Source organism: Streptomyces sp. NRRL S-920 (genome assembly GCF_000717945.1).
In the GTDB taxonomy this organism is placed as follows: domain Bacteria; phylum Actinomycetota; class Actinomycetes; order Streptomycetales; family Streptomycetaceae; genus Streptomyces; species Streptomyces alboniger.
Genome location: NZ_JODF01000001.1, coordinates 66,316 through 87,946 on the forward strand (window position 1 = coordinate 66,316; position 21,631 = coordinate 87,946).

18 protein-coding genes are annotated in these 21,631 nt (G+C 68.4%); 12 read left to right on the forward strand and 6 right to left on the reverse strand.

The genetic code is table 11. The features are described 5' to 3' along the window. Nucleotides 1-8: 8 nt before the first annotated feature. The 6 genes from IG54_RS0100215 to IG54_RS0100240 all read right to left on the reverse strand — a co-directional run bounded on the left by IG54_RS0100215 (nt 9) and on the right by IG54_RS0100240 (nt 5,712). Nucleotides 9-755 carry an SDR family oxidoreductase gene (locus tag IG54_RS0100215; RefSeq protein WP_030775484.1) on the reverse strand — a complete coding sequence of 249 codons (747 nt, stop codon included), beginning with the start codon at nt 753-755 and terminating at the stop codon, nt 9-11. A gap of 59 nt (nt 756-814) precedes the next feature. Then, entirely contained in the window at nt 815-1,939 is a 1,125-nt protein-coding gene (gene metX, locus IG54_RS0100220) for a homoserine O-acetyltransferase MetX (protein WP_030775487.1), read from the reverse strand. A gap of 33 nt (nt 1,940-1,972) precedes the next feature. Then, a complete protein-coding gene (cysK, locus tag IG54_RS0100225; protein WP_030775490.1) occupies nt 1,973-2,959 on the reverse strand; it encodes a cysteine synthase A in 987 nt (328 codons plus the stop codon). Beyond that, a complete protein-coding gene (dapF, locus tag IG54_RS0100230) occupies nt 2,946-3,815 on the reverse strand; it encodes a diaminopimelate epimerase (protein WP_030775492.1) in 870 nt (289 codons plus the stop codon). The genes cysK and dapF overlap by 14 nt, the downstream gene beginning before the upstream one ends. Before the next feature lie 6 nt (nt 3,816-3,821). After that, entirely contained in the window at nt 3,822-4,643 is an 822-nt protein-coding gene (locus IG54_RS0100235) for an arginase family protein (RefSeq protein ID WP_030775495.1), read from the reverse strand. A gap of 73 nt (nt 4,644-4,716) precedes the next feature. Further along, on the reverse strand, nt 4,717-5,712 hold the full coding sequence (locus IG54_RS0100240; RefSeq protein WP_234335919.1) for a YqcI/YcgG family protein: 996 nt from the start codon (nt 5,710-5,712) through the stop codon (nt 4,717-4,719). Nucleotides 5,713-6,066: 354 nt separating this feature from the next. On the opposite strand from IG54_RS0100240, the gene IG54_RS0100245 reads away from it, so the two are divergent. The 12 genes from IG54_RS0100245 to IG54_RS0100305 all read left to right on the forward strand — a co-directional run bounded on the left by IG54_RS0100245 (nt 6,067) and on the right by IG54_RS0100305 (nt 21,304). Next, nucleotides 6,067-7,512, forward strand: a complete 1,446-nt coding sequence (locus tag IG54_RS0100245; protein WP_078593543.1) for an amino acid permease — start codon at nt 6,067-6,069, stop codon at nt 7,510-7,512. 50 nt (nt 7,513-7,562) lie between these two features. Next, a complete protein-coding gene (locus IG54_RS0100250) occupies nt 7,563-8,855 on the forward strand; it encodes a glucarate dehydratase family protein (RefSeq protein ID WP_030775504.1) in 1,293 nt (430 codons plus the stop codon). 105 nt (nt 8,856-8,960) lie between these two features. Then, nucleotides 8,961-10,073 carry a GNAT family N-acetyltransferase gene (locus tag IG54_RS0100255; RefSeq protein WP_030775506.1) on the forward strand — a complete coding sequence of 371 codons (1,113 nt, stop codon included), beginning with the start codon at nt 8,961-8,963 and terminating at the stop codon, nt 10,071-10,073. A gap of 106 nt (nt 10,074-10,179) precedes the next feature. Further along, nucleotides 10,180-11,469, forward strand: coding sequence for a nucleotide sugar dehydrogenase (locus IG54_RS0100260; RefSeq protein WP_051819157.1), 1,290 nt, complete (start codon nt 10,180-10,182; stop codon nt 11,467-11,469). Continuing rightward, nucleotides 11,466-12,536, forward strand: coding sequence for a Gfo/Idh/MocA family protein (locus IG54_RS0100265; RefSeq protein ID WP_030775512.1), 1,071 nt, complete (start codon nt 11,466-11,468; stop codon nt 12,534-12,536). The genes IG54_RS0100260 and IG54_RS0100265 overlap by 4 nt, the downstream gene beginning before the upstream one ends. After that, nucleotides 12,530-13,672, forward strand: coding sequence for a DegT/DnrJ/EryC1/StrS family aminotransferase (locus IG54_RS0100270; RefSeq protein ID WP_030775515.1), 1,143 nt, complete (start codon nt 12,530-12,532; stop codon nt 13,670-13,672). The genes IG54_RS0100265 and IG54_RS0100270 overlap by 7 nt, the downstream gene beginning before the upstream one ends. A gap of 32 nt (nt 13,673-13,704) precedes the next feature. Next, nucleotides 13,705-14,787, forward strand: coding sequence for a DegT/DnrJ/EryC1/StrS family aminotransferase (locus IG54_RS0100275; protein ID WP_030775518.1), 1,083 nt, complete (start codon nt 13,705-13,707; stop codon nt 14,785-14,787). Next, nucleotides 14,784-17,009 (forward strand): M20/M25/M40 family metallo-hydrolase, encoded by a 2,226-nt coding sequence (locus IG54_RS42405; RefSeq protein ID WP_199809473.1) that lies wholly within the window; start codon nt 14,784-14,786, stop codon nt 17,007-17,009. The genes IG54_RS0100275 and IG54_RS42405 overlap by 4 nt, the downstream gene beginning before the upstream one ends. Beyond that, the gene (locus IG54_RS0100290; RefSeq protein WP_030775523.1) at nt 17,006-18,355 is read left to right on the forward strand and encodes a Gfo/Idh/MocA family protein; all 1,350 of its coding nucleotides are present in this window, start codon (nt 17,006-17,008) and stop codon (nt 18,353-18,355) included. The genes IG54_RS42405 and IG54_RS0100290 overlap by 4 nt, the downstream gene beginning before the upstream one ends. Nucleotides 18,356-18,408: 53 nt before the next feature. Then, nucleotides 18,409-19,134: a hypothetical protein gene (locus IG54_RS0100295; protein WP_158708757.1), complete on the forward strand. Its 726-nt coding sequence runs from the start codon at nt 18,409-18,411 to the stop codon at nt 19,132-19,134. A 47-nt stretch (nt 19,135-19,181) separates the two neighbouring features. Further along, nucleotides 19,182-20,429 carry an MFS transporter gene (locus IG54_RS0100300; protein WP_063756174.1) on the forward strand — a complete coding sequence of 416 codons (1,248 nt, stop codon included), beginning with the start codon at nt 19,182-19,184 and terminating at the stop codon, nt 20,427-20,429. Nucleotides 20,430-20,533: 104 nt separating this feature from the next. After that, nucleotides 20,534-21,304 (forward strand): helix-turn-helix transcriptional regulator, encoded by a 771-nt coding sequence (locus IG54_RS0100305; protein ID WP_051819160.1) that lies wholly within the window; start codon nt 20,534-20,536, stop codon nt 21,302-21,304. Nucleotides 21,305-21,631 lie beyond the last annotated feature (327 nt).

Below are 21,631 nucleotides of genomic sequence, written 5' to 3' on the forward strand. Positions count from 1 at the left end.
CGGAGGACCTACCAGGGGACGATTTCGCCCCTGTGCACGTAACTGCCGGTGGGGCCGTCGCTGTCGAGCAGGGCCATGTCGACGCTCGTCCTCGCCCCGTCCGGGATCTCGAGGTCACCCGCGCCTTCGTTCATGTCCGTCTTGGTGTAGCCCGGGTGCACCGCGTTCACCTTGACCGGCGTATCGCGCAGTTCATAGGCGAGGTGGACGGTCCAGGAGTTGATCGCGCTCTTGGACGCGCTGTAGGCGGGAAGCGATTTGAACATGGGGCTGTACGCGTAGGAGTTCGGGTCACTGTGTGTGCCCAGTGATCCGAGCAGGCTGGAGACGTTCACGATGCGCCCTGCCTGAGACCTGCGGATCAGCGGCAGAAAGGCCGTGGTCACCTCGACCACGCCGAAGACATTGGTGTCGAACGTCTCCCGCCACTGCCGCAAGGGCTGTTCGGAAGGCTGCTTGCCGTACTCCTCGATCCGGATGCCGGCGTTGTTGACCAGGATGTCGAGCCGGCCGTAGGCGCGCTCGACCTCGGCGGCAGCGGCGGAGATGCTGTCGCTCGATGTCAGGTCGAGCGTGAGGGCCTCGACATCGAGGTGGCTGCCCCGCAGCTCCTCGACCGCCTTGGCGACTGCCTCGGTGTCGCGTCCGGAGAGCAGTACATGGACGCCCTTCTCGGCCAGCTGGCGGGCTATTTCGAAACCCATTCCGCGATTGGCGCCGGTGACCAGTGCTATGCGGGATGACCTTGCACGCAAAACGGGGACTCCATCTCAAAGGATCAAGAGGTGAGGAAGGCTGAGGAGGACGCGGTCTCCTACCAGCCCACGGACAGGAACTTCGCCACGGGGGGACCGAACCGGTCGATGTCGACCAAGAAGGCGTCATGCCCTGCCGGCGAGTCGAGGAGCAGGAACTCGACATCGGCACCGCCGGCACTGAGGCCCTCGGCTATGGTGCGCTGTTGATGCCAGGGGAACAGGATGTCCGTCCGCGCACCCATCACCAACGCCGATTCGACGCGTATGCGGGACAGCGCCTCAGCGGCCGTGCCACCGCATGAATCCCCGAGATCGAACTGATCCATGCTGTGGCTGAGGTAGAGATAGCTGTTGGGGTCGAAACTGCGCACGAACCGGTTCGCGTGGAATTCGAGATAGCCCTCTACCTTGAACTCCGGTTCGACGGGGGCCGGTTCCGCGGACGCGTGCCGTGCCGGCTCCATGCGGGCCCGCCCGAAACGGCTGTCCCACTCCTCGGCGGAGCGGTAGGTCACCATGCCGAGTTTCCGCGCCATGAGCATGCCCCGGCGAGGGTAGTTCTCCTCGTCGTAGTGCCCCTGGTTCCAGTCCGGATCGGAGCGGATCGCCTCGCGCTGCAACGAGCGGACGGCAATCGAGAACGGCAGGGAATGCACCGACCCGCACATGTTGATGTGACTGCGTACCAGACCCGGGTGCCGGGCCAGCAGGGCCAGCGCGCTCATCCCTCCCATGGAGGTGCCGATCACGCAGGCCAGGCGCTCGAAGCCCAGAGCGCGCACCGTATAGGCCGCCGCGTCCGCGATGTCCTCGACCGAGAGCTGCGGGAAGTCGAGCCGGTAGGGCTCGCGCGTGGCGGGGTTGACGGAGGCCGGCCCGGTCGATCCCTTGCAGCTGCCCAGCGAGTTGACGCAGATGACGTGCCAGCGATCGGTGTCGATGGGCTTGCCGGGACCCAGCATGCCCTCCCACCAACCCGGGGTGGGGTCATGTTCGTTCGACGCCGCGTGTGCGTCGGGCGAGAGGCCGGTGAGAATCAGGATGACGTTGTCGCGTGCCGCGTTCAGCTCACCGAAGGTCTCATATGCGATACGGGCGCCGTACAGCGCGCCACCGCGCTTCATGGCAAAACCGGCCGGAAGGTCGATGAACCGGGTTCTCGGGCGGATGCTTTCTCTCATTAACCTAGTCCCACCTGCGGGGTCGAGAAGGACCTACTGGCCCGGGGCCGCACCGGACGCGGTGTCCAGCGAGTCCAGCCAGTCGTCGTCCGAGCCCTCGTTCATGCCGTCGAACAGGAAGGTGGACAGATAGCGCTCACCCGTGTCCGGCAGCATGGCCAGCAGCACCGAGCCCGCGGGCGCGTTCTCCGCCACACGCAGCGCCGTCGCCAGGGTGGCACCGGCGGAGATGCCGGCGAAGATGCCCTCCTCCGCCGCGAGACGGCGGGAGGTGTCCCGTGCCACCACCTCATCGGCGGTGAGCAGGTCGTCGATGACGCTCCGGTCGAGGACGCCCGGGACGAAGTTGGGGGCCAGCCCCTGGATCTGATGGGTGTTCCACTCCTGACCGGCCAGCACGGCCGCCTTGTCCGGTTCGAAGGCGACGACGCGTACGTCGGGCCGCGCCTGCTTCAGCATCTGCCCGACGCCGGTGAGGGTCCCGCTGGTGCCGAACCCGGTGACGAAGTAGTCCAGGCGCTTCCCGGCGAAGTCGCTCAGGATCTCCGCGGCGGTGGTCTCCCGGTGGTACGCGGGATTGGCCGGGTTCTCGAACTGCCTGGCACGGAACCAGCCGTGCTTCTCGGCCAGCTCGTCAGCGATCCGGTTCCCGCCCTTGCTGCCCATGGAGCCCGGGAACAGGATGACCTTGCCGCCGTAGGCGCGGATCAGCTTGCGGCGTTCCACCGAATACGTGTCGCCCATGACCGCCACGAATCGGTAGCCGCGCGCCGCCGAGACCATCGCCAGAGCGATGCCGACATTGCCCGACGTGCACTCCACGATGGTGTCGCCGGGCTTGAGCAGGCCCTTCGCCTCAGCGTCGAGAATGATGGAGAGCGCGAGACGGTCCTTCACCGAGCCACCGGGATTGAACGACTCCACCTTGACGTAGACCGAGGTGTGTTCCGGTGCCATCCGGTGCAGCTTGACGATGGGCGTACGCCCAACGGTGTCCAGGATGCTGTCATAGAGCGGCATAAGGGATCTTTCCTTCGTAAACGAATGTGGCCGGTCCGGCCATGTGTATCTGCGCGGTGTCGTCGGGCCAGTGGATCCGCAAAGTGCCGCCGGGCAGGGAGACCGAGACATCGCGGTCGATGCGGCCTCGCCGCATGAGGACTGCCGCGGCGGCGCACGCCCCGCTGCCGCAGGCGAGGGTCTCGCCGGCGCCGTACTCGTGGACGCGCAGGCGGAGATGGTCGCGCGAGACCACCTGGACGAAGCCCACGTTGACGGTCGGGGGCAGGACCGCCGAGCCGCGCAGAGCCGGACCCACCTCGGCGACGGGCGCGCTGTCCACGTCGTCGACCTCGATGACCGCGTGCGGATTTCCCGTCGAGACGGCCGAGAAGCGCAGGGGCCGAGCCCACCCCAGGTCGGCTTCGTACACGTCCTGTTCGTCCTCGTAACCGGCAACAGGAATGGCCGCGGGGGAGAACCGGGGCACGCCCATGGCGATGCGCATGGTGTGCGGGTCGAGCACTTCCACGGTATGGGAGCCGGATGGGCTGTCCAGCACGAACCGGGGCCCCCGCGCCAGACCGGAGCGCACCAGCCAGGCCGCCACGCAACGGGCACCGTTTCCGCACTGCTGCGAGGGCGAGCCGTCGCCTGTCCAGATGTCGTACGACGCTACGGCTTCGGCGCTGCGTGGAACTCCGACGCCGAGAATCATGTCGCAGCCGACACCGGTGTGGCGGTCGGCCAGCGCACGGCACAACTCCGGGGAGGGCGCCGGTGTGTCACGCAGATCGAGAAGGATGATGTCGTTGCCGGCACCGTGCATTTTGCTGAAGTGCAGCGCGGGCGACGGCTCGAACGGGCTTGTCCTCATCGGAGTTCAGTCGCGTGCGGCGGCGGCGTCGAAGACGGGCGCGACCATGTCGAGGATGACGGAAACCGCTTCTTCGCTGCTCTTGTCGTCCATCGGGGCGTTGAACTCCGCCAGTTCGACCCCGGCGAGCTGCGACAGCGGGATCGCTTCGAAGATGGCGCGGATCTGCGACGGCAGCATGCCATCCGGAACGGTGTAGTCGGCCGGCACCGAACCCGGCTCGAGAACGTCCCAGTCGATGTGGATCCACACGGGCGCCCCGCCGACCGCCGCGAGGACATTCTCCGCCGTGGCCTCCTTCGGCGGGATGACCCGGACGCCCGCCGTCCGCAGCAGTTCCCGCTCGCCCGCGTCGATGTCACGCGACCCGACCAGAACCGCCTGCTTCGGGTTGAGTCCGGCACCGTGGCCGCTGTCCCACAGTCCGCACGCGCCCGAGAGCACCATGCCGCCCAAGTAGCCCGTGTCGGTGGTGTCGGGCGTGTTGAAGTCACCGTGCCCGTCGATGTAGAGCACGACGACCTCAGGGGTCTTACGGGCGATGACCGGCAGGGTCGCCAGACTCGCTGAGCAGGTGTTCGAGACCAGCACGGGCAGCCTGTCGTTCTCGATGCTCGAAGTGACCGCGCGGGCGAGGCCGTCGAGCGTCTCCTTGGCCTGCGGAAGGCTGTCGCGCCAGTCGTCCTGGGCGGGCGGAGCGGGTGTTCCGATGAAATCGCCCTTGAGTCCGTAGCGCTGTTCCATCTCCCGTGCGAGGCGCGCCGCGCCCTCGATCATGCGCGGCACCCTGTCCGCCACGCGCCCCTGGGAAACAATAAGGTCGATCATCGCTGAACCTCTCTACGTGTGGAGGGATGTGCAAAACCTGGCCTGTGCCGGGCCGGGAGCGTGACCCAGGCGGTCAGGCACCTCGGAATTTGAAAGGGCACTCGTCCGACCGCGGGGCGTTCTCCTCGATGAGGCCGTACTGGTACCACTCGAGTCCACCGGCACCGTACGAACCCAGTTGCATCGCGTGCGGCATGGAGTCGTAGCGGGCGATCCGGTTGCGGATGTTGGCTCGGACCTTGCGTCCGCTCGGTGTCTCACCAGCGAATACGTCGAAGCGTTCGCGTGGGTTGATGATGAGGAAGAAGTACTCTCCCAGGTTGCGGCTGCGGCGTGCCGTGTGCGCGGGGCTGCTCATGTTGCAGAAGAGGGGCATGGAGTCGAAGCACATGGACCAGCCGTCGGTGTCCGGGTCCTTCCCGACCTCGTCCGGCCACGGCCCCGGGTCCACATCGTGCAGCTCCTGGAGCACCTTCCAGCCGAAGGCATGGTATTCCTCGACGGTCTGTGCTTTTACCGCGTCCTGCGAGAACGCGACTGCCAGGGGATAGGCGGTGTCCAGTTGGCCGTCCCACTCCCTCGATATTTCCACGTATTCCTTGAGGCCGGCCGCCAGGTGCTCCAGGCCGCTTCGCTCGCTGTTCTCCACGAAGATGAACCTCAGGAGGCTCTTGCGGAACGCGTTCCGCGAGAATACGCAGGGGAATCCGGAATCGGTCAACCGCTCGGCGAGGTCTTCGAAGGCTGCGCGGTGCCAACCGGTCGCCCCCTCGCTGACATGCGTATGTGTGATGAGTTTGGTGTTCTTTTCCGACTCACTCAACTGAGGCTTCCATTCCTCTACGGCTATCGCTACAGGCGCCTCTGGCGGATCGCCCTGAGCGCGCCAGGATGAGGTCTCGGGGTAATAGCTGAAGGAGAAGCAGACGATGGTGCGACACATCGCCTGATCGCGGTGGTTACTCGGCGTACGCGCTGAGGAGCGCCGAAAAATCAACTTCCGGAGCCGATGGGCTGTCAAGGTAAACCTGACCCCCTCACCGGCATGATGCTGCCCAAAGATGATCATGCGTGTCAAGGCTTTGCTCCTGCCGCCCGGCAAGGGGGCGCGGGGCGTCCGACCGGCAAATATTTGCCGGTTGCCGCGATGGTGGAACGGCAAACAGTTGCCTCTTGACGAGCGAAGCTGATCATTGGCAGCATCCCTTCGGCGCGCAGGTCAGCCCGGCCATTCACCACGCGAATGGCTCTTGATGGAGAATCTGGTTTCTTGCTTGCTTCGTGCACGGGGAATACGGGTCTGTCATTTCTTGTGGCTTCTTTCTGTTCGATGGCGAACGTGGAAGTCGGCTGTTTCTGTCGACGTCGCTTACATCCGACTCCGGTCTGATATCTCACACGAACACCCGAGGACAGTAGAAGCATGAAGAAACCACAGGACGCAGCCGCACCAGGCGGTTACAAGCGCAGCCTCGGGACCCGTCAAATGCAGATGATCGCGATCGGCGGAACGATCGGTACGGGACTCTTCCTGGGGGCCGGCACCGCGATTTCCCAGGCCGGTTCGAGCCTGATCATCTGGTACGCCATCGCGGGCGCCGTGCTCTTCCTCGTGGTCCGGGCCCTCGGTGAACTCCTGTTGTACCGCCGGGTGAACGGGAGCTTCGCCGACTACGCGCGTGAATTCCTCGGGCCCTTCTGGGGATATGCCACCGCCTGGACATACTGGATCATGTGGGTGACCACGGGGATGGCGGAGATCACCGCGGCCGGCCAGTTCGTGCACTACTGGGCGCCCGGCTTCGACCAGTGGAAGACCGCCCTCATCGCCCTGGTGGTCCTCGCGGGCGCGAACCTGATCTCGGTCAAGGTCTTCGGCGAACTGGAGTTCTGGTTCGCCATGATCAAGGTCACCGCCATCCTCGGCATGATCCTGATCGGCCTGGGCGTACTGACTCTCGGCTTCAGCGACGCGGGGGACACCGCTTCCGTCACCCACCTGTGGGCGGACGGCGGGATCGCCCCCCACGGGGCGTGGAACTCCCTGATGACCCTGCAAATCGTGCTGTTCGCCTACCTGGGTGTCGAACTGGTGGGTGTCACCGCCGGTGAGACCAAGGACCCCGAGAAGAACATCCCCCGCGCCATCAACACGCTGCCGATCCGGTTCGGTCTGTTCTACCTGGGATCGCTGCTCGTCATCCTCTCCGTGGTGAGCTGGAGCGAGTTCCAGCCCGGCACCAGCCCCTTCGTGGCGGCGTTCGCCAAGATCGGCATCCCGGCGGCCGCCGGCATCGTCAACTTCGTAGTCCTCACCTCGGCGCTCTCCTCGTGCAACGCCGGTGGCCTCTACGCCACTGCCCGCATGCTGCGCACCGCGGCTCTGAACGGCCACGCCCCCCGCGGACTGGCCCGGCTCAGCGAGCAGGGCGTCCCCCGGGCGGCGCTGGCGGTCTCCTCCGCCGTCATGGCACTGGGTGTCGGCGTCAACGCCCTCGACCCGGAGCACGCCTTCCTCTACATCACGAGCGTCTCCACCGGCGGAGCCATCCTCGTGTGGAGCATCATCCTCGTCACGCACATGCGCTACCGCCGTGCCGTGAACGAAGGGCGCGTGGCCGCGTCCCCGTACCGCATGCCGGGCGCCCCGTACACCAACTGGCTTGCCCTCGCGTGCTTCGCCTTCGTCACGGTGCTGATCAGCTGGAACTCCGACACCCGCCTGGCCCTGTACGTCATGGGCGTGTGGGTGATGCTCCTCGTCGTCGGCTACGCGGTCCTCCGTGCTCGGCGCACGGACACGCCGGACGAGCCCGGCACCGTCGAGGCCTCGCCCGCGGATCTGACCACCAGCGCACCACAGAACTGACCTCCGCCCGGCCTGCGTCGGCCTCCCGTCGATCGGAAGTGACCCCCGACATGTTGATAACGTCCGTAAAAATCACGCCCATTGCCGTCCAGGACCCCCCGCTGCTCAACTCCGAGGGCGTCCACCAGACCCACGCGCTCAGGTCCGTCATCCAGGTGCACACCGATGAGGGACTGACCGGACTCGGCGAGACCTATGGCGACGACCAGATGCTGGTCTGGCTTCGCGCGGTGGCACGGAAGCTGCCGGGCACGGACCCGTTCGCCACCAATGTGCTCATGGCCACCGTGACCGAGGTGATGGAGGAACTCGCCGGCGACAGTGCCAATGAGGTTCCGGTGGGCGCCGGCTATCCGATGGCGGGTGCGGCCTCCAGCAAGACGAAGGCCGCCGTCTTCTCCGCCTTCGAGGTCGCCTGCCTCGACATCCAGGGGAAGGCCCTCGGCCGACCCCTGCATGATCTGCTCGGCGGCAAGGTCCGGGACGCCGTCCCGTACAGCGCCTACCTCTTCTACAAGTGGGCCGAGCACCCTGACGCCCCCTACCCGGCCGACTCGTGGGGGGAGGCCCTGACCCCTGACGCGATGGTGGCGCAGGCGCGGCGCATGGTGGAGACGTACGGATTCACCTCGCTGAAGCTCAAGGGCGGAGTGCTCCGCCCCGGCCTCGAGGTCGACACCGTTCTGGCGCTGCATGACGCCTTCCCCGACTATCCGATCCGTATCGACCCCAATGCGGCGTGGACCGTCGACGTGGCCGTCGAGGTGGGACAGCGGCTCGAAGGCGCCCTGGAATACCTGGAGGACCCCGTCGGGGGAACTCCGGCCATGGCGGAGGTCGCGCGCAAGGTGTCGATGCCGCTGGCGACCAACATGTGCGTCACCGCCTTCGAGGACATCCCCGAGGCCGTACGTGAAGGAGCGCCGCAAGTCATCCTCTCCGACCACCACTTCTGGGGCGGCATGCGCCAGTCACAGGTGCTGGACGGGCTCTGCCAGACCTTCGGGCTGTCGCTGTCGATGCACTCCAACACGCACCTGGGCATCAGCCTGGCGGCCATGACCCACTTCGGCGCGGTCTCCCGCAGCCTCGCGTACTCATGCGATACGCACACGCCCTGGCAGACCGAGGAGATCATCGTGCCCGGCACGCTGGGCTTCGAGAACGGCGCGGTCCGCGTCCCGGACGGTCCGGGCCTCGGGGTGGAGCTGGACGAGGACGCCGTCGCGCGGCTGCACGAGCAGTGGGTGAAGTGCGGTGTCCGCACCCGCGACGACGTCACCCCGATGAAGGCCGTGCACCCCGAATGGACGGGCGAGACACCGAGGTTCACCAGCCTCTGACCGCCGCCTCCGGCCCGGGCGCGGGCGTGAGCTGACGACGAGCCGCAAGACCGAAGGACCCGATCACCGCGGAGCCGATGCTCCGCGACAGAGAGATGGCTGAGAATGCGCGTTACAGAGTCGATCGAGGACTTCTCCGAGCAGGAGCTGGACGAGATCGCCGCCGACTGTCTCTTCGGGAAGCAGTACCTCTCGTTCGTAGAGGAGGAGCACGGAACCCGCGCCCGGGTGCTCTACTTCTACGCGCGCGACAGCAGCGGGAAGCTGACCGAGTTCACCACCGGGCACGTATACCGTGAATCGATTCCGCTCACCTTCCACCTCGACGACTTCGCCGGTGCCGGGACCGCGGGGACGTTCGCACGGTGGACCTCGCACCTCGTCCTGGGCGTCCCGGTCAGGCTGCGCTCCCGCGTCTTCGCCACGCGGCCGTCGGCGATCCCGGCCTTCCTGGAGGAGATCGTGGAGTGGGCCGGGCAGGCGGGACTCGAAGCCGTCGTCCTGCCCTTCGTGCTCGGCTCGGACAAGAACCTCTGCGAGAGCCTGACCGAGGCCGGCTTCGCTTCCGCCTTCTACGAGGGCGACTTCTACCTCCCGGTCTCCGGTGGTGACATCGACGAGTTCCTCACCGCCGGTCTGCCCCGCGGCCCGCGGAAACGCTTCCGCAACGACATCAACCACTTCGAACGCAGCGGCCTCGAAGCGTTGGAGATCGCGGATCTGGGCCCGGCCGCCGCCGTGCTCGCGGACCAGCACCGCGCCCTGATGGAGCGGTACGGCAGGCCGGCGGTGGAGTTCACCCGCGAGTCCTTCGAGCGCTTCGAACGGCTGGTGCGGGACCGCAGCTTCATCGGCGTGCGCTCCGGCCGGGACCTCATCGGCTACTCGATGAGCATGTACGGCCACGGCACGCTGCACGTCCTGCGCTACGGACGCGACGACGATGTGTCGGACGACTCCCGGATCTACATCAACGTGGGCTACGTCGAGCCCCTCAAGCGTGCCATCGAACTCGGCTGCGAACGGGTGCACTTCGGCAAATCGGCGCACCGGGTCAAGACACTCCGCGGCTGTCAGTACGAGGACGGCCTCGTCTACGCCCGCTTTCTGACCAGAGGCGTCCACGGCGAACTCGCCGAGACCTTCTCCCGTCTCGACCGGGCCAACCGCGAACGCTTCCACGCGCTCGTGGACGGCACTCAGCCGGACAGGCCGTAGTCCAGGCGACCTCGACCGGGATCAGGGCGAGGAGCCGTCACCCGGTCGCGGATCGCCCCACGGTCCCCGCACAGCCACCCTTCCGCATCCTCATCACGGGGGAAAGATGACGCAGAGCAGTCCCACCCTGCCCAGCAGGCGCAAACATGTCGGCATCATGGGTCTCGGCTACACCGGCCTGCCGATGGCGATCGGTTTCGCCGAGGCCGGCCACCCGGTCACCGGTTACGACATCGACGGCGACAAGCTCGCGGCGCTGCGCGCGGGCAGGTCCTACCTCACCGACATCCCGGACGAGAGCGTGGCCGCGACGTCCGCGGCCCTCTCCGCGACCGGCAGCAGCGCGGACCTCGCGGAGACGGACGCGATCGTCGTCTGCGTCCCTACGCCGGTCGGGCCCGACGGTGAACCCGACCTGAGCATCCTCCAGGGAGCCCTGGACACGCTGGCCGGCCTGCTGCGGCCCGGGATGCTGGTCATCCTCCAGTCCACCGTCCCGCCGGGGACCACCGCCGCGGCGGCCGCGTTCCTCGCCGAGAAGTCGGGTCTCACGGCCGGAACCGACTTCTTCGTGGCCAACGCCCCCGAGCGGATCAATCCGGCCAACCGTGACGGCTGGACCCTGGCCAACACACCCAAGCTGGTCGGCGGACTGAACGAGGAGAGCACGCGTCAGGCCCGGCAGCTGCTGGAATCGGTGTGCCAGACCGTCGTACCGGTGAAGACCCTGGAGATCGCCGAGACGGCCAAGGTCTTCGAGAACACCTTCCGGCTGGTCAATATCGCCCTCACCTACGACCTGGCCGACCTGTGCAAGAGCCTCGGCATCCCCGTCCGCGAGGTGATCGATGCCGCGGCGACGAAACCGTACGGCTTCCTCGCGCATCATCCCGGCCCCGGCATCGGCGGCGAATGCATCGCCGTCGACCCGCTCTTCCTCAAGTCGGTGGCCGCGAAACACGGCCGCGAGGTCCCCCTGATCGACGCGGCCCATCGACGCATGCTGCACCGCCCCCAGCAGGTCGTCGACCGGGCGGAACAACTCCTCAACGACGTGGGGAAGAAGCTGTACGGCAGCAAGGTCCTGATCGTCGGCGTCTCCTACAAGCCCGAGGTGTCCGACACCCGCAACTCCCCGGCGCGGGACATCGCGAAAGAACTGCGACGCCAGGGTGCCGAAGTCAGCTACGTGGACCCGTACGTCCCCGAATTCACCGCCGACGGCGAACCCGTGCCGCGCGTGGGATGGGAGCGCTCGGTGGTTCTGGAGCACGACTGCCTCGTGCTGACCACGCTGCACGACGAGTTCACCCACCGCCCCCTGTGGTACGCCGCACCACTCGTGCTGGACGCCTGGAACAGAGCGGTCGTGGGCGACGGGGTGTTTCACCTGTGACGGTGCGCCACCCGGCCCGCTCACTGGTGCCCGTGCTCGTGGGCTACGGCCGCGCCGGCCGTGACCTGCACCATCACAGCTTGCGGACCCTCGCCGAGAAGGGCGCCCTCACCACCGGGCAGGTCCTCGTGGTGGACCCGGCGCACCGCGACGACCTGCCGCACGATGCCCAGTGGGCACCGGATCTCGCGGCCGCCGTCGCCGCGCTGCCCGAACCGGACCGCGGCGTGTTCCACCTGACCACGCCGGCCGGGCAACGCCTGCCCGCCCTGCGGCAGCTACTGGCCGCGGGCGCCCGGCGGTTCATCGTCGAGAAGCCCCTGGCACCCGGCGCGAACGAGGCGCGTCAAATGCTCGCGCTGGCCGACTCCGCGGGCGCCCAGCTCATTCCCATGAGCGTGTGGCCGTCAAGCGCGGTGACACAGGAACTTGTCGCGCTGCTGCGCGCGGGGCGCGTCGGACAGCCGCGCTCCCTGCGGATCGAGCAGCACAAGCCGCGCTTCCGCCGCGGCCTCGACGACGCCGCCCACAGCAGCGCACTACAGGTCGAGATGCCTCATCAAGTCCTGCTCGCGCTCCACCTGTTCGGCACGCCCTGCCGGCTGACGGCCGGCGACACCTGGCCCCTGCCCCTGCCCGACGTCCTGGTGCCGGCGCTCGGCGGGGCCCGGGTCGACCTCGTGCACGGCGGCCCCGAAGACGCGGAGGTCACCAGCACGCTGGTGAGCGACCTGACGTCACCGGTCCGTATGCGCCGCCTCAGGCTGACGGGGACCGAGGGCGAGATCGTGGCGCACTACCCCACGGGCGGTGACGACCCGTACGGCCAGCTCCAGATAGTGGGCGAGGAGTCACGGCGCATCATCCCCGACGCCCCCCTGACACGGCTGATCGAGGACGCGTACCGGTTCCACCTGGGCGAAGGCCCGCGACCGCCGGGCACGGACCCGGCCCTGCACCTGGCCGCGATGGATCTGCTGGACGCCGCGAACACCGCGGCGCACACCCGGGGCGCCGCAAGTAAAACCCCTGTCCCGCACAGGTCGAGAGAGGCTGAATCATGCTGAAGGACCCAAGCGTTCCGTTCTTTTCGGGTGCCGTCGGCCTGCACGCGACACGCGAGGGGCTCTCCGCCCGGGTCCGGCGGATCGCGGAATCGGGCCACTTCGTCGACGGCCCCGCTGTCGCCGAACTGGAGGAGGCCGTCAGCGCGTACACCGGAGCCCGGTACGCCGTCGCCTGCAACAACGCCTCCGACGCCCTGATCCTGATGATGAAGGCGGCGGGAATCGGCGCGGGCGACGAGGTGATCGTGCCGGCCTACACCTTCCTCGCCACCGCCTCCTGCGTCGTGCATGCGGGCGCAGAGCCTGTCTTCGCGGACGTGCTCCCCGACTCCTACGCCCTGAACCCCGACTCCGTGCGGGCGGCGATCGGCCCGAACACCAAGGCCATCATGGCCGTGCACCTCTTCCACCAGGCCGCGGACCTGCACACACTTCGCGAGATCGCGTACGAGCACGGCCTCGACTTCTTCGAGGACAGCGCGGAGGCGATCGGTATGCGCGTCGGGGACACGCACGCCGGGCTCTGGGGCCGTGCGGGCGTGCTCTCCTTCTTTCCCACCAAGACCCTGGGCGCTCTCGGCGACGCCGGGATGCTGATCACCGACGACGAGGAGCTGGCCCGGCGGGCAACACACCTCCGTCGACCCGGCCCCGCCGTCCAGGGCGACGGGCCCACGCTGATCGGCATGGACAGCCGCTGCGACGAACTACAGGCCGCGGTGCTCCTCACCCGGCTCCAAAGCCTCGACGCGGACATCTCGCGCCGAGCCGAACTGTCCGCGCGCTACACCGCCCGACTCGCTCCGCTGGCCCCCGTCGTCACCACACCCGTACGGGCGGACGCGCGGGAACCGTCCAACCTCGTCTGGTACGTGTACCTGATCGAGACCGAGCGCCGGGACGAACTGGTCGGCTTCCTCCAGGAGAACGGGGTCGGCACGGAGACGTACTATCCGCGCCCGCTGACCGCCCAGCCCTGCTTCCGGGGCCGGCCCGGAACCCGGGTCCCCGTCCCCGTCGCCGAAGCCGCCGCCGAGCGGGCCTTGGCACTGCCGCTCTACCCCGACCTCACCGAGGCCCAGGTCGACAGGGTCTGTGACCTCGTACACGAATTCCACCGCGGAACCCGGCGATGACGCACGTATCGACACCCACCGAGGAGAGAGCCATGTCCGTACCGCTGCACGGAACGGCCCAGCGGTACGCGCTGCTTGCCGACGACATCGTCGAGGTGGTCGAGGAGATCGCGGGCGCCGACGAGTTCATCCTGAAAGGCCGCGTCGCGGCGGTCGAGGCCGGCCTCGCGGCCCGCCTCGGCGCGGCACACGCCGTGGCCTGTGCCAACACCACGGGCGGACTGCTTTTGGTGCTCCGCGCACTGGACATCGGGCCCGGTGACGAGGTGCTGGTGCCCGCCTGGGCGGAATGGCCGGTGCTCAGCGCGGTGGTGTCGGCGGGGGCCCGCCCGGTGCTGGTCGACGTCGAAGAGGACGACGGCGCCCTGAACACCGCTCTCGTCGAGAACGCCTTCTCCCCGGCCACGCGCGCGGTGCTGACCATCGCCGCGGGCCGCCCCCTGACCGACGCGGCCGGCCGGCTCGGCATCCCCGTGATCGAACTGCTCGGTACCCGGAGTGAGACGCGGGTGAGCCCGATGGCCGGCAACCTCACACGAGTCCTCGCCCTCCGCCCGGAAGGCGTGCTCGGCGGCATCGGCGACGCGGCCGTGATCCTCACCGATGACAGCCGCGTCAGCGAGCTGTGCCGTACGCTGCGCAACCACGGTCAGGACCTGCGGACCCGCTTCCTCTACCACCACATCGGCTACAACTCGCGTATGGACGAGCTGTGTGCCGCGTTCCTGCTGCGCCGCCTGCCGGAACTCGACCTGCTGCACAAGGAACAGGCGTCGCTGGCCGGGAGGTACGCCGACAGCCTCCGTCCGCTCCAGGACGTGCGGACCGTCTCCGAAGGCCGCAGCGCCGCCGCGGACGGATTCCTGATCCGTACCGCGCGAAGGGACGCACTGCAACACCACCTCGCGGCGCGCTCCGTGGAAACGGCCCGCCCCCGGCCCGTCGCCCTGCACAGGGACCCCTCCGTACGGCGGCTCGCCGTGGTCACAGCGGAGTACCCGGTCGCCGAGCGGCTCGCGGCCGAGACGCTGGTCCTGCCGTTGTACCCGGGCCTGTCCCCGGAGACCGTCGGCCAGGTCGCGGACCTCGTCGTCGAGTTCGGCGCCACCGGATGAGCGGCGGGATCGGGAGCGGACGGCTCTGCGGTATCGGCGACGAGGCGGCCATTGACCTCGCCGGGCAGATCCGCATCCACAGCGAGCTGGGATTCACGGGTCTGGAGCTGCGCACGGTCGACGCGGTGGGCGTTCACGACCTGCCCGAGGACGCCGTGCGCGCCATAGCCGATCGGCTGGGTGAGGCCGGACTGGAGGTCCCCGTCCTCGACACACCGCTGGGAAGCTGGGCGGTCGACATCTCGGTCGACTTCGCCAAGGAACTCGACCTGCTGGAGCGGGCCTTGCGGCGGGCCGAGCTGCTCGGCTGCTCCCGGCTGCGGGTGATGTCCTACCCCAACACCGATCTGGACGAGCCGCGGTGGCGGGCCGAGGCGCTGCGCCGCATGCGGGAACTGACCCGCAGGGCAGCCGACTTCGGTGCCGTACTGCTGCACGAGAACTGCCATGGCTGGGCGAGCCGCAGCGCGCCGCACACGGTCGAGCTGATCACCGAGGTCGACAGTCCCGCGCTGCGCCTCCTGTTCGACACGGGCAACGGGCTCGCATACGGGTACGAAACGCTGCCGTTCCTCCGGGAAGTCCTGCCGTGGATCGACCACGTGCACATCAAGGACGGTGTCAGGGACGAGGGGGGCAACGCCGTGTTCGGCATGCCCGGCGAGGGCACGGCGAGTGTGCTCGACTGCGTACACGCCTTGGAGGAGGCCGGTTACCAGGGGTGGTACAGCATCGAGCCGCACGTCGCGCTCATTCCCCATCTCGGGGTGGCGGGCGAGCCGGACAAGCTGGCCTCGGCCTACAGCGCGTACGGCCGCCGGTTCCGGGAGCTGGTCACCCGCTCACGGGGCGGGAACACCCCCCTCCATCACGGCGGCCCCGCCGAGCAGGGTCTCGACCCGGTGTCCTTCACCGGCCGCGACCTGGACTGGCTCATGGAGCTGATGAGGCAGGACACGGTCTCCCCCTTCGAGGGCGGTGACCCGATGGGCATCGTCCGTGCCCAGAGCGTCTTCGTCGCCGGGGCGGCCCGGCGCGGTCTGGCCCTCAGGCAACTCAGCTCCCCGCCGCCCGACTTCCTGCACCAACCCGGCGTACCCGCCCAGGTGCACGCGGCACTCGCCGAGGCGCCGGAACGCTTCCTCGACGCACAGCCCTCCGTGGTGGTCGGGATGGGAGACCCCCAGCCCCCCGAACGGCGCCTGGTGTTCAACTTCCACATGGACACCGTGGGCCCCCACGTTCCTCCGCGACTCGATGCCCGCACCCTGCACGGCAGGGGAGCGGTCGACGACAAGGGGCCGGGCGTCGCCGCGCTCCTGGGGGTCGCCGCCGCGTTCGCCCATGACCCGTCACTCGCCGGGGACATCGAGGTCCAGATAGCCAGCGTGCCGGGCGAGGAGGGCGGCGCCATGGGCGTCTACGGCACCCGGTGGCTCGTGGAGTCCGGTGTCGTGGGCCGGCTCATGGTCTTCGCCGAACCCACCGGCGGCCGTTCCCTCGACGCCTGTAGCGCCGCGATGACGCCGCGATGGACGGTCACCGGCGCGGACAGCACCGACGATCACCCGTACGACGGGCACAACGCCACTGTCGCCCTGTCCCTGCTGGCCTGCTTTCTCACCGAACGGCTCGCGCCGGTGGCGGAGAAGCTCGGGGCGAAGCTCTGTGTCGCCGGGCTGCGGACGGGCACGTCGCACAACAGGGTTTACGGGTCCGGCCAGCTGCTGCTGAACATCGCCTACTACGACAACGCGGCGGCGCAGGAACTCGGCCTCGCCGTGGAGGAGACGGCCCTTGCCGCCGGAGAAGAGCTGCGGCGACGCTTCCCCGACAATCCGGTGGTCCGTCGGCTGGCAGCGGACTGGAACAGCGTCGTACGGCTGGACTGGCTCAAGCGTGGCCTGCCACCCCTGTCGAACCGGGACCCGGTGATGGAAGGCGTACTGGCCGCGGCAGGTCTGCCACGGCACGACGGCGTGGCGGACGGCACCGCCTTCACCTGCGACGCCATCTGGGCCGCGGGGCCGGGCCGGTACGTGGTCGCCTCGGGCCCCGGGACGCTGGACGGCAACGGCGCGCACACACCGGACGAACACGTCGATCTGAAGGACCTGGAACGTTACGCGACCCGCTGCCGCGACCTCGTGCTGCGCTTCGGCGCCGAGGTGGGCCGGGGGCGGCGGCAGGTCCCACACCTGCGGAAGGAACCGTCTCGATGAAGCTCGGAATCATTGGTCTCGGTGCGATATCACCCTTCTTCATCGAGGCCGTCGAACGGTCCGGCGAAGTGACGCTCGCGGCCGTCTGTGACACGGCCTCGGCCAAGACCGAGCCGTTCGCCGCGCGCGGGGTGGCGGCCTTCGCCCGCTACCAGGATCTGCTGGCCGCGGGCGTCTGCGACGCCGTCGTCATCACCTTGCCCAATCACCTGCACGCCGAGGCGGCGGAAGCCGCGCTCGACGCCGGGCTCGCCGTCTGCTGCGAGAAGCCTCTCGCCGTCACCACGGCGGAGGCAGCGCGCATGACCCGCGCCGCACGCCGCAACAACGGCGTTCTCTTCACCGCCTTCCACCGCCGCTACAACACCAACCTCTTGGCGCTGAGGAAGCGGCTCCCCGAGGATCCGGCCGAAGTGTCCCGCGTCGTGGTCCGCTACCACGAGAACATCACCGAGCACATGGGCGGTGAGGGCTGGTACCTCCAGCCCGAACAGTGCGGCGGTGGCTGCGTCATCGACAACGGCCCCAACGCGCTGGACGAGGCGCGCTTCCTTGTGGGCGACCTGACCCTGACGGACGCGAGCATCGGTGACGTCCGCATGGGCGCGGAGTTCTGTGCCGAGCTGGACCTGAAGAGCGCCGAGGGGGTCCCGGTACGGGTGGAGCTGGACTGGGCCCTGCCCACCGGTGAGGTGAAGGACGTCACGGTCGAGCTGCGCGACGGCGAGGTGCTCCACGCCGACATGCTCGGCGGTTACGACGGCTTCAAGGCCTCCCTCAGCCACGAGTACGACGGCATCCTCGCCGACTTCCGAGGCGCGGTCGCCGCCGGGTCCGCCGCCTACCAGGACCCGGGCCCGGACATCGTCGCCCTCGTCGAGGAGGCGTACCGCGTCGGACGGGCGAAGCACACCAGGCTGCGCATGTCGTCCAAGAACCCGGTCTCCACCAAGGTGGTCCGGCTCCTGTTCCACGTCACCGAGAAGCGGGGCATGACCCTCTCCCCATGGGGCTCCCGCGCCATCCCCGCTGGTCAGATCCACGAACTGGTCACCACGACCGACCGGCCCAGCGCCGCGGGCGACAGGGTGGACCGGGCAGGCTTCCTCGGCTTCGTCGAGTTCCAGGACCCGGCCATGCTCTGCCGGGGCGACGAGGTATGGGTCCGCCAGGCCGGCCGGGCCGACCACCGGATAGGCACCCTCGCGGGGTTCGACGAGTGTCATTACCCGAACCACTACAACATCCTCATCGACTCCGACCGACTCTGGACCGCGGGCGACATCAGCCTCCAGCCGGGCGACGAGATCCGCTTCGTCGAAGGTCCGCAAGAAGAGATCGGCTGAGCGCAGGAAGCCGGCCGGCAGAGTCCGGCAGAGTTTTGACGAAGGGCGACGACATGTCGGACACCGCACCGCGGCTCGAACCGCTGAACAAGATAATGATCACCTCGCGTGACTTCTCCGAGTACCTGGAGATGTTCGGGCTCACCGAGAACGACGTGCTGGTCGGGCCTGTTCTCGACTGCGCCGCGGGGGCGAGCGACTTCGCCCTGCGGGCACGCGGACTCGGCGCGTCGGTCGTGAGCGTGGACCCGCTCTACGACCGGCGACCCGATGAACTCCGGGGGCGCGTGCTGGACGAGCTGGACATCGGGGAGCTGCGGGCGCGTGAGGCTCCCCAGCTCTACGACCTCTCCTGGGCGGGCGGGCTCGACGGCTACCTCGGTATGAGGCGCGCGGCCGCGACCGCCTTCCTCGACGACTACGAGCGGGCGTGGAGCGGCGGCGGCCCCCGGCCCTATCTGTCGGCCGCGCTGCCCGATCTCCCCTTCGGTGAGGGCCAGTTCCGTCTCGGCCTCGTTCCCAATCTCCTGTTCACGTACGCCAACCTGTTCGACCGGGACTGGCATCGCGCAGCCCTGCTCGAACTGCTGCGGGTCTGCGACGAGGTACGGGTTCATCCGCTCACCGACACCTCGGGGCGGTTCTACCCGGAACTCGATCTCCTTCTGGCGGAACTGGCCGAGCGGGGAGTGGAGTGCCAACTCATCGACGTGGACTACCGGTTGCGGCGTGAGCGCAGTCGCACGCTGGTGTGCCGCAAGGGGCAAGGACCGGTGTGATGAAGGTGCGGCAGGGCGACGGGGAGACCGCGCGCGAAAGTACCCGGATGGACAGATGGCGCGAGAAACTGCCCCAGGGCACCGCCGGCCGCCAACTCACGGCAATGGCGTTGATCGACGCCCTGGGGACCGGTGTGTTCCTCTCGGTCTCCGTGTTGTTCCTGACGGGTGCCGTGGGGTTGTCCGTCGGCCAGGTCAGCACCGGCCTCGCGCTGGCGGCCGGGGCAGGGCTGCTGACGACGCTCCCGACGGGGATGCTCGCCGACCGCTGGGGCGTCCGGCGCCTCCTCGTGATCGTGGCGGTGTGGCGTGCTCTGTGCATGGTGATCTACGCGTTCGTTCCCGGCTTCGTGAGCTTCCTTGTCGTCGCCGTCCTGATGGGGTGCGTCGACAAGGCCATGGCGCCCCTCGTCCAGGCGCTCGTGGGCATGGCCGTTCCGGAAGCGGACCGGGTGAGGACCATGGCGGTCATGGGAGCCCTGCGCAACGCCGGCTACTCGGTCGGGGCCCTCTCAGGAAGCATCGCGCTGGCACTCGACACCCGGGCTTCCTATACGGCGGTGCTGCTCTGTAGTGGCGCTCTGCTGATGACGCTGGCCATGGTGGCGGCACGCATACCACTGCTGCCGGGCAAGGACACGGATCCCTCGGACCTCGGGCGGAGGTTGTCGGCCCGGGTCCTCACCGACCGGCCGTTCCTCGCCATCGCCGTACTGAACGTGGTGCTGGCCATGCATCTGTCGCTGCTGACCGTGGGACTGCCGCTCTGGGTGTCGACGGCTACGACGGCCCCCCGATGGATGGTCTCCGTGCTGCTCGCGGTCAACACCGCGCTCGCCGTGCTCTTCCAGGTACGCGCGAGCCGGGGCGCCGGCGACCTCACCAAGGCCGCGAAGCTCATGCGCGTGTCGGGCTTCAGCCTGGCGGTCGCGTGCCTGCTCCTCGCGGCGACACCGTCGTTCTCCGTCGTACCCGCGGTAGGTCTGCTCGTGCTGGGCGTCGCCGCCCTCACGGCGAGCGAGCTGTTCCAGTCGGCCGGAGGGTGGGGGATCTCCTACCAACTGGCCCGGGAGGGGCAGGAAGCCACGTACATAGCGCTCTTCTGGCTGAGTGTCGGTGCCCAGCAGGTGATCGGCCCCCTGCTGATCAACCAGTTGGTCCACGGGGGCACACTCGCCTGGGCCGCCCTGGCTGCCGTGCAGGTGGCGGCCGGCCTGGCGGTACCTCCTGTGACGCGGTGGGCCGCGAGGGCCCGGAGTGCCGAGAAGGCGCTGGCATATTGTGGGTCGGATTGATTTCGGAGGCCGGGCGACGGGGGAGACGGGAAGATGTTCGAGAACGGGTCCATATGGGGGCGGACGGGATGAAGACTGCTTACTCGTCAAGCAAGTTTCGAGGCTTGCCGAGCCTGTTGCGTGTCTGGCGACTCGAGGCCGGGCTCCAGATGGGGCGGGGTAAGGCGCTGTCGCAGAAGGAAGTCGCTCACGAGACGGGCGTGAGTGAGCGCTGGTATCGAACCCTGGAGAGCGGGGCCGACGTGTCCCTGCCTCCGAATGTCCTCGACCGGCTCGTCGAAACCCTCCAGCTGGGCCGCGATGAACGCATGGCGATCTACGCCCACGCGTTGAGCGGTTCGGCTCTGACACGCCCCTACGCGGTCGAGAGCAGCTCGGAATTAGCCGATCTGAAGGAGCTTGAGGAACTTGTCGAGTGGCCTCAGGACGTGCCTGCTTACCTGATCGACCACACGTGGACCATCATCCGTCACAACGCACCCATGGCGCGCTACTTCCCTTGGGTGACCGAGCCCTCCGCGAACCTGCTCCGCTGGGTGCTCACCGCGCCGGAAGCCCGTGAACAGCTGATGGGCTGGCACGACCACGTCGAGCACTACCTGGGGCAGCTGCGCTTCGCACTGGTCAACTGGCCGACGGACCCCGTGCTCAACGACTTGCTGGAGCACGTCCTGGCCACCCCCGAGTGCGAGCGGATCTGGCAGGAGAAGCCCCGGGTCGTCGCCTACCGGCAGGGACATCAGTTCCATCTGCGGGTTCCGTCCGCGTCCGCGTCCGCGGAAGAAGTGACGTTCCGTTCCCAGGTTCTTCTCCCGGCGTCGCACCCGGGGTGGCGTTTCGTGCTTCTGATGATGCACCAGAACGGATCGCGCTAGGAACCTCCGCCGGTTCGGGACATTTCCCCGCGCGGTAGGGGGGCAGCACTTTCGGCGTGCGGGGCCGGTCCTCGACCCAGTAGGCGGACCACCGGCTTGCGCAAACTGAGACTCGCGCTCAGGACGGACCCGTATCCGCAGGTCACCGCCGGTCGTGGACCAGCCGGTCAGCGGCATCGAGCCGCGATCGTACTGCGAAGCAGGAGCACAGCGACGATCAGTGTGGCGAGCCACATGACTGTGATCGGCATGGCCATGATGTTTGTAGACCGCGGAGTCGAACGGGGTCCGGAAGTTGAAGTGGCTGCGCGTGCCGCGGATGGCCTG